Origin of the sequence: Methylobacterium trifolii (assembly GCF_022179685.1) — a bacterium.
GTDB lineage: Bacteria > Pseudomonadota > Alphaproteobacteria > Rhizobiales > Beijerinckiaceae > Methylobacterium > Methylobacterium trifolii.
Window position 1 is genome coordinate 1 of sequence record NZ_BPRB01000163.1, and the last position, 14,120, is coordinate 14,120.

The window sequence follows — 14,120 nt, forward strand, 5'->3', positions numbered from 1 at the left end:
TTCAACGCTGTTTGACACTCCTCGCCGCGGTGGTCGGCGACTGGACCTGCCAAGCCTGGGGCATCCACCACGGATTCTACCACGTCGACTTCCTCGCCGGCGGCGCGAAGGCCCTGACCGTCGATCCACTGCTACTCGCCAAGGTCGCCGTCGCCGGCGTCGCGTTCGGCCTCGTCGGTTTGCTGTTCGCGGAGGCCAACCACCTCCTCGGCGGGTGGCTCAAGCGCTTGGTCCCGTACGGACCGCTTCGCCCGGTGATCGGCGGCCTGGCCGTGATCGGCCTCGTCTACGCCCTCGGGACGCGCGACTACCTCGGGCTCGGCGTCTCGGCGGCCGACCCCGGCGGGATGACCATCAACACCTTCTTCGGACCGGACATCCATCCCTGGAGCTGGGTCCTAAAGGTCCTCTTCACGGTCGTGACCCTCAGCGCCGGGTTCAAGGGCGGCGAGGTCACCCCCCTGTTCTTCATCGGGGCCGCGCTCGGCAACGCCCTGGCCGGATTGCTCGGCGCGCCGGTGGACCTGTTTGCGGCGCTGGGGTTCGTCGCGGTCTTCGCGGGCGCCGCCAACACGCCGCTCGCCTGCACGCTGATGGGCATCGAGCTCTTCGGCGCGACGCACGGGGTCTACCTCGCGGTGGCCTGCTTCCTCGCGTACCTCTGCTCGGGCCACAACGGCATCTACCTGTCGCAGCGCATCGCCGTCCCGAAGGCGGCGACAGGCCTCGCCGGCGGCGCGACCTTGCGCGAGGCGCGGTCGGGGCGCGCGCCGGCCGTCGGGCCCCGGCCCGCCCCCTCGTCCACCATCCACTGAAGGAGCCGACATGAACGCTTCGCATCGCGTCGTCGCGACCGAGACCGGCATGATCCGGATCTACATGAGGCCCCGGGACCGGGCGGGCACCGGTCGGACCGGATGGTTTTCCGGCGGCAGGCCGCTCTATCGGGAGCTCGTCGCCCAGGCCAAGGCGGAGGGCCTCATGAACGCCGTCGCCCACCAGTCCCACCACGGCTACAGCAACCATGGGCCGATCCAGGACGATGGGGCCGAGTCGCTCAACCCCGAGCTGACCATGTGCGTCGAGCTGATCGGTACCCGCGAGCAGCTCGAAGGCTTCTGCGGCCGGCACGGTGCCCAACTCGCGAACAAAGTCATCGTCTACAAGCACCTTGAGCACTGGAGCGTCAGCCATGTCGGCGTCGGCGCGGCGGGGCGGGCTGCCTGACCTGGACCGTCCCGGGCCGTTCCAGGCATCGGAGCGCCGGATAGGCCAACGGATGCGATAGCCGGCCATGGGTGCGCGGTCCGACCTTCGGACCGGCAGGCTTCAGCGCTGGTCGGGCCGCCAGCGCGGGAGACCTATGCCCATGCCGCTTCGCCCGATCTCCGCCCTGCGTAACGTCCTCCAGGGGGAGGCATCCGACGGCCTGATCCTGATGGCGAGCGCCGCCCTGGCGCTCGCCATCGCGAACTCCGGCTGGTCGGACGCCCACTTCCCAGTCCTCAAGACATACGTCGGCGGCCTCAGCGTCCTGCACTGGGTCAACGATGGTCTGATGGCGGCGTTCTTCCTGCTCGTCGGCCTGGAGATCAAGCGCGAGGTCCTCGACGGACGCCTGCGGACCTGGCCCGACCGTGTCCTTCCAGGCGTCGCGGCGCTTGGCGGCATGGTCGCCCCGGCCCTGATCTAGATCGCGGTGAACCGGCACTCGCCCGAGACCCTGCGCGGTTGGGCGATCCCGACCGCGACCGACATCGCCTTCGCCCTCGGGGTGCTGGCCCTGCTCGGGTCGCGCGTGCCCGTGTCACTCAAGATCTTCCTGACCGCGCTCGCCATCATCGACGACCTCGGGGCGATCCTCATCATCGCCGCCTTCTACACCGCGGACCTGTCGCTTCCGATGCTCGCCGGGGCGGCGGCCGTGTTCGCGGGCCTGTTCGGCATGAACAAGGCGGGGGTGAGCCGGCTGACGCCCTACCTCGTCCTCGGCGCCGTGCTGTCTTATCGTGCATCCGCCCCTGCTGCATCCGGACCATCAAGCATGGCTGCCAATAAATTATTGAATACCGAATTTACCGGAAAATAAGTGCCCTATCGATTATAAAACTCGGATGTGTATTTTTGTGACCGTTCCCTATCGGATCTATTGTGGTGCGTGCCACTGCGTTTCGGGGGCGTTCTAGATACGGAGAACTTCGAGTTCCCGTCTGCAGGTCTCGCCGAAGTCGGCGAGGGGGTCCGCGTCCTTCCCCTGTCTGATCCTGTCCTGGATCTCGGCGAAGGTCAGGTTCGGCGAGGCATAGATGTCGACCACCTGTGAAAGCAGCCGCTCGGCCGCCTCGATCACCGGGCGCGTCGACCTCAGGCGCATGCGGCCGATGAGGGCGAACATGCCGACGACCACCTCCGGGCCCTCTGGGTCGTGGGTGATCGCGTCGGCCAGACACTTCGACGCCTCGGCGATGAACTCGTCGTAGAGCGCCTCGCGCTTCCCCGCCTCCTGCGCCTGCCATTGCGCCTTGCGCGCGCCGTTCTGGGTCAGCCACGTCGTCACCAACGACGAGGCCGCGCCCACGAGGGAGCCGGCCAGGCCGGTGGCGGCCGTAAGGACCGCGATTTCCATGACGTCCTCCTGATCGAATCTCAGCGACCTTCGCCTGCGCGACCCACGACGAGGGTCCGTTCAAGCATGTCGAGGTGGGCGTCGAAGTAGGCGGCCATATCCATGGGGTAGGCATCCCCGAACTGCGTGCGCCAGATCGAGGCGGACACGGCCGCTGCCATCATCAGGTTCGGGAACTCGCTAGCGGCGACAGGCCGGAATTCGCCGCGTTCCACACCGTAGGCGAGGACGGCGGCCAACCGGGCGTTCACCGGCCCGATGACCTCGTCGTGCCACCGCACAGCCAGTTCCGGAAAGCGCGTCCCGTCGGCTAGCAGCAGCCGGAGCAACTCCCGGCCGCGTCGGTCATGGACCAGGGCGTCGTAGACGAACCGGAAGTAGGCCCGGAGGATCTCCATCGCCGGGCCCTTCGGATTGGTCGCCAAGCTGGCGAGTAGGTCGAGGGTGGGCTGCACCATTTCCTTGAAGGTGGCGACGAAAAGATCCTCCTTGCTCGGGAAGTAGAGGTAGACCGTGCCCTTCGTGATCCCGGCGCGAAGGGCCACGTCGTCGACCCGCGTCCCAGCGAAGCCCTTGAGGGCGAACTCCTCGAACGCCGCCTCCAGGATCTCGCCCGGTCGCGCTTCCTTGCGCCTCTGCCTCGGTCCCACCGCCGCCTTGCTCATCTCATTCCCTGTTGACTGACTGGTTAGTTATTAGTAGATCATGGGCATCCCGGCAAGCGCGTCGCCTTCATGGCCGCGTGGCCGTACGGGACAACCCCTTCGCCCCATCCAGGGGCACCGGAATGGCCGTCGCCCCCCGGGAGCGACGGCCGAGAAGGAGCGGCTGCTTCGCCCCCTCGCAGCCGCTCCTTCGCCCCCCCGTCCACGCGGGTGATACGGAGCCCGATCCCATGATGACCCGCCTGACCCTTCTTTCGGTGGCGCTGCTCGTCGCAAGTGATGCGGTTGCGACCGAGGCGGTCTCTGTGAAGACGGTCACCGCGGTCCGCGCCCCGGTCTCGGAGGACGTGGTGCTGAGCGGGGACATCCAGGCGAAGTATCTGTCCAACGTCTCCTTCCGCGTGACCGGCAAGATCTCGGAGCGCCTGGCCGAGGTCGGGGACCATGTCCGGGCCGACCAGGTCATCGCGAGGCTGGAGACGCAGGAGCAACAGGTCAACGTCGACACCGCCCAGGCCGCTCTCAACTCCGCCGAGGCGCTCCTTATACAGGCCAAGGTGAACTTCGAGCGCCAGCAGACCCTGATGAAGAGCGGCTACACCACCCGCACCACCTACGACGGGGCGGAGCAGCAGCTTCGAACGACGCAGGCGTCGGTCGATTCGGCCCGGGCGGCCCTCGGTACGGCCAAGGAGCAGTTCACCTACACCGAGCTTCGGACCGGCGTGGCCGGCATCATCACAGCCCGCAGCGCGGAGGCAGGCCAGGTGGTCTCCTCTGGCCAGACCGTGTTCACGCTGGCGCAGGACGGAAGCCGCGACGCCGTCTTCACGGTCCCGACCATCCTGCTGGAGCCGCCCCCCGAGAGCCGGAAGGTCGACGTCTCGCTCCAGGCCGACCCGCGCGTGACCACAGTCGGGACCGTGCGGGAGATCTCCCCCACCGTCGACACGAACTCCGGCGGCGTCCGCGTGAAGATCGGTCTCGACGCGGTGCCGGCCGGGATGTCGCTGGGGGCGGTGGTGCTCGGACGTGCCCGCCTGCGCCCGCGGGATGCGGTGACGCTGCCGTGGAGCGCGCTCTTCCGATGGAAGGACGCGTCGGCGGTGTGGGTCCTCGACCCGGGAACGGGGAGCGTGTCGCCCAAGCCCGTCGAGATCGACCGCTACGAAGGCTCGGGCATCGTCCTCGCCGGTGGCGTCGAGCCCGGCGAGGAGGTCGTCACCGCCGGCATCCAGTTCCTGTCACCGGGCCGAAAGGTCACCGTCGCCGGAAAGGGCACGCCGTGAGACGCCTCGTCCTCCCCATCGCCGCCCTCGTCGCCCTTTCGGGCTGCAAGGAGCAGAAGGCCGAGGCCCCGCCGCCGGTCCGCCCGGTCCTGACGACGACCGTGGCACTGGAGGAAGCCCGGACCTTCGGCCCCTTCGCGGGCACGGTCCAGCCTCGCTACGAGAGCCAACTCGGCTTCCGGATCGGCGGTCGCATCGTCGCCCGCGACGTCTTCGTCGGCGACCAAGTCGCCAAGGGCACGCGGCTTGCCGCCCTTGATCCCACCGTGCAGCAGTTCGCCCTGGTGCGGGCCCGCGCCGACGTGGCCGATGCCCAGGCGCAAGTGAAGAACGCCTCGGCCGCCGAGGGGCGGCAACGCATCCTGTTCGAGAACAACAGCGCCGTGACGCAGGCCCAGCTCGACGGGGCGGTGGCCAATCGCGACACCGCCGACGCCCGGCTGGCCCAGGCCAAGGCCGCCCTGCAGAAGGCCACGGACGAGCTCGGCTACGCCACGCTCACCGCGGGCTTCGACGGCGTCGTCACGGCGTGGAGCGCCGAGGTCGGGCAGGTGGTCCCGCCGGGGCAGGTGGTGGTCACGATGGCGCGTCCCGACGTGCGCGAGGCCGTGGTCGACATCCCGGACGATCTGATCGGCGAAATGCCGAAGGACATCGAGTTCACGGTCAGGCTCCAGGAGGTTCCCGAGGTCACCGCCAGGGCCCGCGTGCGCGAGATCGGTCCCCTGGCCGAAGCCTCGACCCGGACGCGACGCGTGCGCATGTCCCTGATCGATCCGCCCGATGGTTTCCGCCTCGGCAATACCGTCACGGTCGCGTTCGAGCGGCCGGTCTCTCCGCGCTTCCCGGTGCCGTCGACGGCCCTCGTCGAGGACGACGGCCACGCCGCGGTCTGGGTCGTCGCCCCGGACGGCAGGACCATAAACCGCCGCGAGGTCACGATCCTGGAACGCGAGGAGGGTCGCGCCTTCGTCGGGACCGGTCTCAAGGCCGGCGAGAAGGTCGCCGTCGCCGGCGTCCACGGCTTCACCGAGGGCCAGGCCGTCCGGCTTCCCGAGACCGACCTCTAGGCCCGATCCGCCGCGGTCTTCCCCTCCAATCGCCCTTTCCGTTCACCCGCGGGTCCCGGACCTGTCGAGCCGCGCAAGGATGCGCCGATGAAATCCTTCAACATCTCGGAATGGGCGCTGTCCCACCGGTCCTTCATCTGGTTCCTCATGGCCATCGCGCTGTTGGCCGGGGCCATGGCCTACACCAAGCTCGGGCGCGAGGAGGACCCGGCCTTTGCGATCAAGACCATGGTCGTCCAGGCCCGCTGGCCGGGCGCCACCATCGACGAGACGCTGCAACAGGTGACCGAGCGCATCGAGAAGGAGGTCAAGCAGATCAACGCGGTCGATTACACGAAGAGCTACACGACCCCGGGCCAGACAACCGTGTTCGTCAACCTTCGCGAGACCACGCCCCCCAAAACCATCCCGTGGCTGTTCTACCAGGTGCGCAAGCGCCTCGGCGACATCCAGGGCACGTTCCCGCAGGGCGTCCAGCCGCTGGGCTACAACGACGAGTTCGGCGACGTGTTCGGCAACATCTACGCCTTCACGTCGGACGGCCTCTCGATGCGTCAGCTCCGCGACTACGTCGAGCAGGTGCGCACCGGCGTCCTGGCCGTGGAGAACGTCGGCAAGACCCAGATCCTGGGCGCGCGCGACGAGGTGATCTACCTCGACTTCTCGGTGCGCAAGCTCGCCGCGCTCGGCATCGACATGCAGAGCGTCATCAACACCCTGCAGGCCCAGAACGCCGTCCAGCCCTCGGGCGTGATCCAGGCCGGGCCCGAGCAGGTCAGCGTGCGCGTCGGCGGGCAGTTCACGGACGAGAACAGCCTGAAGGCCATCAACCTGCGGATCAACGACCGCTTCTTCCGGCTCTCGGACGTGGCCGAGATCTCCCGCGGCTTCACCGATCCGCCCGAGGCCCTGTTCCGCTACGACGGCCAGCCCGCCATCGGGCTCGCCGTCGCCATGCAGGCCAGCGCCAATCTCCTGCACTTCGGCGAGGCGCTGAAGGAGAAGATGCGCGAGCTCGAAGCCGACCTGCCCGCGGGCGTCGGCATCCACCTCGTCTCAGACCAGCCCAAGATCGTGGAGGAGGCCGTGGGCGGCTTCGTCCAGGCCCTGATCGAGGCGGTAGTGATCGTTCTGGCGGTGAGCTTCATCAGCCTGGGGTGGCGCGCCGGCCTCGTCGTCTCGCTCTCCATCCCGCTGGTCCTGGCCATCACCTTCGTGATCATGGACGCCATGGGGGTGACGCTCCAGCGCATCTCGCTCGGCGCGCTCATCATCGCGCTCGGCCTCCTGGTCGACGACGCCATGATCTCCGTCGAGATGATGGTCGCACGTTTGGAGGTCGGCGACAGCCTGCAGAAGGCCGCCGTCTTCGCCTACACCTCCACCGCCTTCCCGATGCTGACGGGCACGCTCGTGACGGTGGCGGGCTTCATCCCCATCGGATTCAACGGCTCGTCGGCGGGCGAGTACACCTACTCGCTCTTCGTCGTCATCGCGGTCTCGCTCCTCGTCTCATGGGTGGTGGCCGTGGCGTTCACCCCCCTGATCGGGGTCAAGATCCTGCCGAAGGCCATCAAGGGCCACCACGACAAGCCGAGCCGCACGCTCTCGGCCTTCCGCGCCCTGCTCCTGCCCGCCATGCGCCATCGCTGGCTGACCGTGACGGTCTGCGTCGCGCTGCTCGGGGCCTCCGTCTACGGCCTCGGCTTCGTCCAGCAGCAGTTCTTCCCGTCCTCGGATCGGCCCGAGGTGCTCGTCGACATGACGCTGCCGCAGAGCGCCAGCATCGGCGAGACGCAGGCCCAGATGGACCGCTTCGAGAGCGTGCTGAAGGGCGATCCCGAGATCCGGCACTGGACCTCCTACGTCGGACAGGGCGCCGTCCGCTTCTACCTTCCGCTGGACCAGCAACTCGCCAACGCCTTCTTCGGCCAGATCGTCATCGAGACGGCCTCCCTGGAAGCGCGCGGCCGCACCATCGCGCGCCTGAGCGAGGTCGCGAAGCGGGACTTCGTCGGCACCGACGTCTTCGTGCATCCGCTGGACATCGGGCCGCCGGTCGGACGCCCGATCCAGTACCGGATCGGCGGCCCCGACCTGCAGGTGGTGCGCCAGTCGGCGATGACGCTGTCGAACATCGTCGCCGCGAATGCCAGCCTGTCCGTCCCGACCCTCGACTGGAACGAGCCCGGCAAGGTGCTCAAGGTCGAGATCCTGCAGGACAAGGCGCGCCAGCTCGGCATCACCTCGAAGGACATCGCCACCATCCTCAACGGGGTCGTGGGCGGCGGCAGCATCACCCAGGTCCGGGACTCGATCTATCTCGTGAACGTGGTCAGCCGCGCCCAGGCCGCCGAGCGGCACTCCATCGACACCCTGAAGAGCCTCCAGGTCCCGCTCCCCAACGGCAGCACCGTCTCCCTGCTGGCCTTCGCCAAGATCCGCTACGACCTGGAGCAACCCATTGTCTGGCGGCGCGACCGGCTCCCCACCATCACCGTCAAGGCCACCATCAAGGACGCCACGCAGGCGGCCACGGTCGTGGCCGCCCTGAAGCCCGAGATCGAGGCGTTCCGGAAGACGCTTCCCGCGGGCTACGTCCTCGCGACGGGTGGCGAGGTCGAGGAAAGCGGGAAGGGTGCCGGTCCCATCGCGGCCGTGGCGCCTGTGATGCTCCTCGCCATGGCCTTCTTCCTCATGGTGCAGCTGCAGAGCATCCAGAAGCTCTTCCTGGTGGTCAGCGTCGCGCCCCTCGGCCTCATCGGCGTCGTGGCGGCCCTCCTGCCCTCGGGGGCGCCGCTCGGCTTCGTCGCGATCCTCGGCGTGCTGGCCCTCATCGGCATCATCATCCGCAACTCGGTAATCATGGTCGCCCAGATCGAGGAGTACGAGGCCACGGGCATGCCGAGGTGGGACGCCGTGGTCGAGGCGACCTGCCATCGCATGCGGCCCATCCTCCTCACGGCCGCCGCCGCCAGCCTCGCGATGATCCCCATCGCGCGCGAGATCTTCTGGGGGCCGATGGCCTATGCCATGATCGGCGGCATCATCGCCGGCACCTTCCTGACCCTGTTCTTCCTGCCCGCCCTGTATGTCGGCTGGTACCGGATCAAGCCCGGTCGGGGCGAAGGAAAGGCGGCGACCGCCGCGGACCCGCATGGCCACAGTCAGGTGCCGGCGTGATCCTCGCGGCCCACGATCCGATGGGATCGGCCACGCCGCCGGCATCGCCGATCCGCGGCCGGAGGGGCTCTGACCGCAAGGAGCGGCTCCTCCGGGCCGCTTGCCGCGTGCTCCTGCGCCATGGCGTCCAGGCGCTGACGTTGGAGGCCGTCGCGCGGGAGGCGCGCACCAGCAAGGGCGGGCTCCTCCATCACTTCCCCAGCAAGGCGAGGCTGCGGGCCTCGTTGCTCGACGACCAGATCGACCGGCTCCAGCGGGACCTGCTCCGTCTCGTGGCGACCGATCCCGACCCGCGCGGGCGTCGTCTGAGGGCCTACGTCCAGGCCCACGTCGCGCCGGACCCTGCCTGCGACCGGCCCCTCATCCTGGCGGCGCTGCTGTCCGACCCGGAGGCGCTCCACAAGTGGCAGGGCTTCTCCGACGCATGGCTGGGCCCGGACCTGAACGGCATCGACCCGGGCCGTGCCGACGCCGTGCGGGCTCTCGTCGAGGGCTCCTGGCTCGCCCTCGCCCTCGGGCTGGGACCGGCCGACCCGGCCAGGCGGGCCGCGGCCCTGAAGGACCTTCTGCGCCTCGCCCAAGCCTGAGCCGGCCGAGCGCGCGCGTGACCGACCCTCGGTCGAGGGCAAGCGAGAGGCTTACGATGAAGACCATGCCATTCGCAGGCCGGATACGGGCCGTCCTCGCGGCGTCCGCCCTGTCGAGCCTCGGGGCCTGCGCCTCGCTTCCGCGGACGCCCTACACCGCGAGCGAATCCGCTGCGGCCGAAGTGGCGGGGATTCCCGGCGCACGGATCTTCGCCGACGTCCCCCTGGATCGGTACGCCACCTTCATGGGGACCCAGCCGCCGCGTTCGAGGCTGTTCACATACCTGGCGCTGTCGGGCGGCGGCGACGACGGCGCTTACGGGGCCGGGGTTCTCAACGGCTGGTCGGCGGCGGGAACGCGGCCTGAGTTCTCCCTCGTCTCGGGCGTCAGCACCGGGGCGCTGATCGCGCCGTTCGCCTTCCTGGGCGCGGCCTACGACCCGGTCCTCACCGAGATCTATACGAGCGGCGTCGCGTCCTCGCTCGTCGCCAATCCCAGCCTCGCCAACGTGGTCTTCGGATCGGAGTTGTTCGGGGACCAGCGCCTTCGCGACCTCGTCGGGCGTACGTCACCACCGACCTGCTGGCGGCGGTGGCAAGCGAGCACGCGAAGGGTCGACGGCTCCTGGTCATGACCACGAACCTCGACGCCAAGCGGGCCATGGTCTGGAACATGGGCACCATCGCCGCGAGCGGCGCCCCGAACGCCGCCGCCCTGTTCCGTGACGTGCTCACGGCGTCGGCCAGCGTGCCGGCGGTGTTCCGGCCGCAGCTTCTCGACGTGCAGGCCGAGGGACGCCTCCACCAGGAACTCCACGTCGACGGCGCCGTGGTCGCGCCGGTCTTCATCCTGCCCCAGGCGGCGCTCGTCGGTGACAGGATCCGTGGCGCCCCGGGGAAGGCCGACTTCTACGTGCTCATGAACGGGCGGATCGATCCCGAGTTCGAGATCGTGCGGGCCGAGACCCTTCCCATCGTCCAGCAGACCCTCGCCACCGGGGCGCAGGCACGTAGCTCGGCGAGCCTGGCGGCGGCCTACGCCTTTGCTGCGAGCCACCGGGCAGGGTTCCACCTCGCCTACATCGACGGGGCCGCTCCCAGGCCAACGACGGTGAACGGCTTCGAGGTCTCGTACATGCGAAGCCTCTACTTGGCCGGCTTCGGGAAGGCGCGATCCGGGACCGCCTGGCGCAGCACGGTTCCGCTGACCGCGCCCGGCGACGTTGCAAGCTCGGTCGGAGCGCCTCGGCGAGGCCCGGGATCCGAGTTCTGAAGGGGCCGATGTTCGGATTGCATCGTTCCGCGATGATTCGCGGTCGATGCCTCACAAAGGGTTCGCCTGACCCAACGCGCTCCTCACGCGAACCGATGTGTTCCAGGGATCACGGAGGATGAGGTCGCCGCCGTCCTCTCGGGTGTCCTCTCGGATGGACCGCACGGTCGCTCGAAGCGCCGTGAGGCAGGCCGCGTCGCGCATGAGGATCTCGAAGCCCGCGAGACCTGTACTGCCTGGCTTGCGCGGTCCGGCCCCGGCGCTTCTCCAGATGTTGGCCGCGAACTGATGATGGTACCCGCCCATGCCGTAGAAGCGTGCGCTCGGCACCAGTTCGTTGGCCTGGAAACCGAGGAGCGTCGCGTAGAACCGATCCGCCAGGGCGAGGTCGCCGACCTGGAGGTGGACATGCCCGATGCAGCCGTCTGACGGCATCCCGGACCATGGACGGTACTTGGCCCGCATCAGCTCTCGAAGGTCGAGCCGCTCGCTGCCCATCCGGACGAGGTCGTCGATGACCGTCCAGGTTTCGCTCGGCCGGTCCGCATAGACCTCGACGCCGTTCCCCTCCGGATCGCGGAGGTACAAGGCCTCGCTCACGCGATGGTCCGATGCGCCTTCGAGGACGACCCCGCGCCGCATCGCGTGATCCAACCATGCCCCGAGCTGCCTCCGCGACGGCAGCAGGAAGGCGGTATGGAAAAGGCCGGCCGAACCCGGTGCCGGCGCATCGGCGTCCGGCTCGTGCGTCAGGGACAGAAGGGCCGGGCCACCGGCGCCGAGGTGGAGCGTCGGCCCCTCGCGGCCCATCGGGGCGAGGCCGATGGTCTCCTCGTAGAAGCGACGGGTTCGGTCGAGGTCGCGGACGACGAGGTCGACGCGCCCGATCCGACCGGGTGCCTTGTCGAGGAGACTGGGTGATCCTTGGTCGTGGTCGGCGGTCTGGTCGGTCAGGGACATGGCATACGGCCCGGGTTGGTTGTCGTAGGGGTCGTTCGAGGATCACGAGCGCGGTGCGATTGGCGCCCTGGTGGCGCGGCCCCACAGGACGAAGGCCGAGAGGGTCAGCAGCACGAGGTTGAGCGGCAGCACCGGGATCTCGCCACGCGAGACGTGGAAGGCCATCGCCAGGAGTTGCAGCACCACGCAGCAGAGCGCGGTGACGACCGTCAGGCGAGGCAGGATGCGGGTCGCGGCCGGAAGGATGATCCCGAGCCCGCCCGCGATGTCGACGATGCCGATCAGGCGGACGAACGCCTCGGGGAACTGCCCGGTCCAGGGCATCATCGCGGACAGGTCGGGAATCGGCGTCGTCAGCTTGGTCAAGCCCGCGAGGACGAACACGAGCGCCACCAAGCCCTGGGCGATCCAGAGACCGATGCGGAGGGCCTTGCCGGAAGACCGGTCCGAGGGCCGCAGGGCGGGAGAAAGGGTCTGGGACATCGTCGAGGGCTCCGGTTTGGGTGTTGAGCGACCCACAACGTGCTAGGTCTCGATCATCGATGAAACCGGGATTGTCTCGATGATCCCCATCGGATCTGACGATGATGATGGATGCACTCACGCTCGACCAGTTCCATGTGTTCGTGGCAGTGGTGGAGGCCGGCAGCTTCTCGGAGGCTGGGCGCAGGCTCAACCGGGCCCAATCCGCCATCACCTACGCGATCCAGAAGCTTGAGGAGCAGGTCGAGACCGAGCTCTTCGACCGGACCGTCTACAGGCCCGCCTTGAGCCCCTCGGGTCTGGCGCTGCTGCCCCAGGCGCGCCGCATCCTCGACGATGTCGGCCGGTTCCGTATCCAGGCCCGGGAGATCAAGCGGGGGTTGGAGACGGGCCTGCACCTCAGCCTCGGCGCCCTCGTGCCGGTGGGGCTACTCGCGCCGGCCCTCGCCGCCTTCGCCGACGCCTATCCGAGCGTCCGGCTCCGCATCGGCATCCAGCCGTTCTCGTTGGACGTGCGGGACAGCGCGGGATCGAGGGAGCCCGCGGACATCCACGTCGTGTTCGGCATGCTGCTTCCGGACACGATGGTGAAGCGGGTAATCGGGGCGATCACGCTCATCGACGTGGCCGCGCCGTCCCACCCGTTGGCCCTGGCCGGCCCGCTGGGTGCCGAGACGTTGCGCGACCACCTCCAGATCGTGCTGACGGAAGGCACGAAAGCGCCCGCCGACCAGGAGATCGGCGTGGCGGCGGCCAACACCTGGCGGGTGACGGATTTGGCGGCCAAGCACGCCCTGCTGCTGGCCGGCATCGGGTGGGGCAGGCTCCCCGATGCGCTCGTGGCGGATGACCTTGCCGCGGGCCGCCTCGTGCACCTCCCCACGGAGGACTGGAACGACAACGGGGCGCTCCGCCACATCACGCTGGTCGCGGCCTATCGGCGGGACGAGCCCCTGGGACCGGCGGGCCGCTGGCTTCTGGCGAGGCTGGGCGGCGACGCGGACACGCAGCCGCCCGTGTCCTGAAGGCCGGGGCGGCTGCGCGTATGACCAGGGCGACCGTTCGCCCGGGAGTTCGGGGACCCGGCCCCGGCGTCAGTGACGCCGGTGGACGAGCAGCGAGAGGCCGTAGCCGAGGATACCGGCGACGAGCAGCGCGTTGACGGGGTGCTCGGAGATCCGATGCGCCGCCTCGCGCCTCGCGTCGTGCAGGTGGCGGCCGCCGGCGCGATAGGCGTCCTCGGCATGGGCGCGGGCCTCCCGGGCGACGTGGCGTGCCGTTCGTTCCGCATCGTGGAAATGCGCCTCGGCCGCATCCCCGGCCCGGTGGAGGCGATGCTCGACCTCGTCCCGGTCAGCGAGATGGTCAATGGCGTCCCGGACGCGGCCGCCGGCGTGGCGAGCGGCATCCTCGACCTGGTCCGCGACGTCGCGCACGGCATCCCGTGCCGGGCCGTAGAGGTTCTCGGCGGCTCCCTCGGCCTCGTGAAGACGTCCCTGCGCCGAATGGCGGTGCGAACCTGTGAGGTCGCCGACGGCGCCCTGTACCTTGCCGCCGAGTTCCTTGGCGGCGCCCGTGATGCGATGCGTATCGACCATGTTGTCGTTCCTTCTTGGGTGGGAGAGGGGTGGTGTTCTTGGCCCGGCGCTCCTCAGGCGACGAGGTACCGGACCATGATCTCGCTCGCCGCCCGCGGGCCGTAGTCCACCGGGTCCTCGTCGGGATGCGGCGGGACCAGGTCCGTGGGATCGAGGCCTTCGAGGACTTGACCGAGTTCGCCGACCGTGAGGCCGAAGCCGAGCGCCTCGCGGACGGCTTGGCGGGCGGGCGTCCCGAGCCGCGAGGTGCACCCTGAGGAATAGGGAGGCCGCAGGGTCGGGACGCTAGGCGTCGTCCGCGACGAGAGCGGGCTCGCGCGAATGACCGCCTGATCGTCAGCGGAGCACGTGGGCCTTGCCTTCCTGAAGACGTCGGAGGCGGGATG

The 14,120-nt window shown here is 69.2% G+C and carries 12 protein-coding genes and 2 pseudogenes; 9 read left to right on the plus strand and 5 right to left on the minus strand.

The genetic code is table 11. From position 1 onward, the window contains the following. From COGEMETH_RS14630 to COGEMETH_RS14640, 3 genes and pseudogenes are all read left to right on the plus strand, one after another. The coding region (locus COGEMETH_RS14630; protein WP_238183365.1) for a chloride channel protein at positions 1–815 on the plus strand (815 nt) is incomplete at its 5' end. Between the two features lie 10 nt (positions 816–825). Further along, the gene (locus COGEMETH_RS14635; protein ID WP_018042929.1) at positions 826–1,227 is read left to right on the plus strand and encodes a DUF190 domain-containing protein; all 402 of its coding nucleotides are present in this window, start codon (positions 826–828) and stop codon (positions 1,225–1,227) included. Positions 1,228–1,363: 136 nt separating this feature from the next. Further along, positions 1,364–2,002: pseudogene (locus COGEMETH_RS14640) on the plus strand (Na+/H+ antiporter NhaA); the annotation flags it as partial. Positions 2,003–2,182: 180 nt separating this feature from the next. Here COGEMETH_RS14640 and COGEMETH_RS14645 read toward each other — a convergent pair. After that, positions 2,183–2,626 (minus strand): hypothetical protein, encoded by a 444-nt coding sequence (locus tag COGEMETH_RS14645; protein WP_238183366.1) that lies wholly within the window; start codon positions 2,624–2,626, stop codon positions 2,183–2,185. A 20-nt stretch (positions 2,627–2,646) separates the two neighbouring features. Beyond that, a complete protein-coding gene (locus COGEMETH_RS14650; RefSeq protein ID WP_147764909.1) occupies positions 2,647–3,291 on the minus strand; it encodes a TetR/AcrR family transcriptional regulator in 645 nt (214 codons plus the stop codon). Positions 3,292–3,521: 230 nt separating this feature from the next. On the opposite strand from COGEMETH_RS14650, the gene COGEMETH_RS14655 reads away from it, so the two are divergent. From COGEMETH_RS14655 to COGEMETH_RS14675, 5 genes and pseudogenes are all read left to right on the plus strand, one after another. Continuing rightward, complete coding sequence (locus tag COGEMETH_RS14655) at positions 3,522–4,580, plus strand: efflux RND transporter periplasmic adaptor subunit (RefSeq protein ID WP_147764910.1); 1,059 nt, start codon at positions 3,522–3,524, stop codon at positions 4,578–4,580. Then, entirely contained in the window at positions 4,577–5,650 is a 1,074-nt protein-coding gene (locus COGEMETH_RS14660; RefSeq protein WP_147751751.1) for an efflux RND transporter periplasmic adaptor subunit, read from the plus strand. Before COGEMETH_RS14655 ends, COGEMETH_RS14660 begins: the two co-directional genes overlap by 4 nt. A gap of 87 nt (positions 5,651–5,737) precedes the next feature. Further along, positions 5,738–8,833 carry an efflux RND transporter permease subunit gene (locus tag COGEMETH_RS14665; protein WP_238183367.1) on the plus strand — a complete coding sequence of 1,032 codons (3,096 nt, stop codon included), beginning with the start codon at positions 5,738–5,740 and terminating at the stop codon, positions 8,831–8,833. Positions 8,834–8,853: 20 nt separating this feature from the next. Beyond that, positions 8,854–9,420 carry a TetR/AcrR family transcriptional regulator gene (locus COGEMETH_RS14670; protein ID WP_283214995.1) on the plus strand — a complete coding sequence of 189 codons (567 nt, stop codon included), beginning with the start codon at positions 8,854–8,856 and terminating at the stop codon, positions 9,418–9,420. A 56-nt stretch (positions 9,421–9,476) separates the two neighbouring features. Continuing rightward, positions 9,477–10,693 (plus strand): annotated as a pseudogene (locus COGEMETH_RS14675) (patatin-like phospholipase family protein). 51 nt (positions 10,694–10,744) lie between these two features. On the opposite strand, the gene COGEMETH_RS14680 reads toward COGEMETH_RS14675, so the two are convergent. Both COGEMETH_RS14680 and COGEMETH_RS14685 read right to left on the minus strand, forming a co-directional pair. Continuing rightward, complete coding sequence (locus tag COGEMETH_RS14680; protein ID WP_238183369.1) at positions 10,745–11,653, minus strand: VOC family protein; 909 nt, start codon at positions 11,651–11,653, stop codon at positions 10,745–10,747. A 42-nt stretch (positions 11,654–11,695) separates the two neighbouring features. After that, complete coding sequence (locus COGEMETH_RS14685; RefSeq protein ID WP_238183370.1) at positions 11,696–12,136, minus strand: DoxX family protein; 441 nt, start codon at positions 12,134–12,136, stop codon at positions 11,696–11,698. A gap of 101 nt (positions 12,137–12,237) precedes the next feature. Between COGEMETH_RS14685 and COGEMETH_RS14690 the strand changes: the two genes are divergently transcribed. Then, entirely contained in the window at positions 12,238–13,161 is a 924-nt protein-coding gene (locus COGEMETH_RS14690; protein ID WP_238183371.1) for a LysR family transcriptional regulator, read from the plus strand. 69 nt (positions 13,162–13,230) lie between these two features. On the opposite strand, the gene COGEMETH_RS14695 is transcribed toward COGEMETH_RS14690, so the two are convergent. Then, a complete protein-coding gene (locus COGEMETH_RS14695) occupies positions 13,231–13,734 on the minus strand; it encodes a CsbD family protein (protein WP_238183372.1) in 504 nt (167 codons plus the stop codon). Between the last annotated feature and the right edge of the window lie 386 nt (positions 13,735–14,120).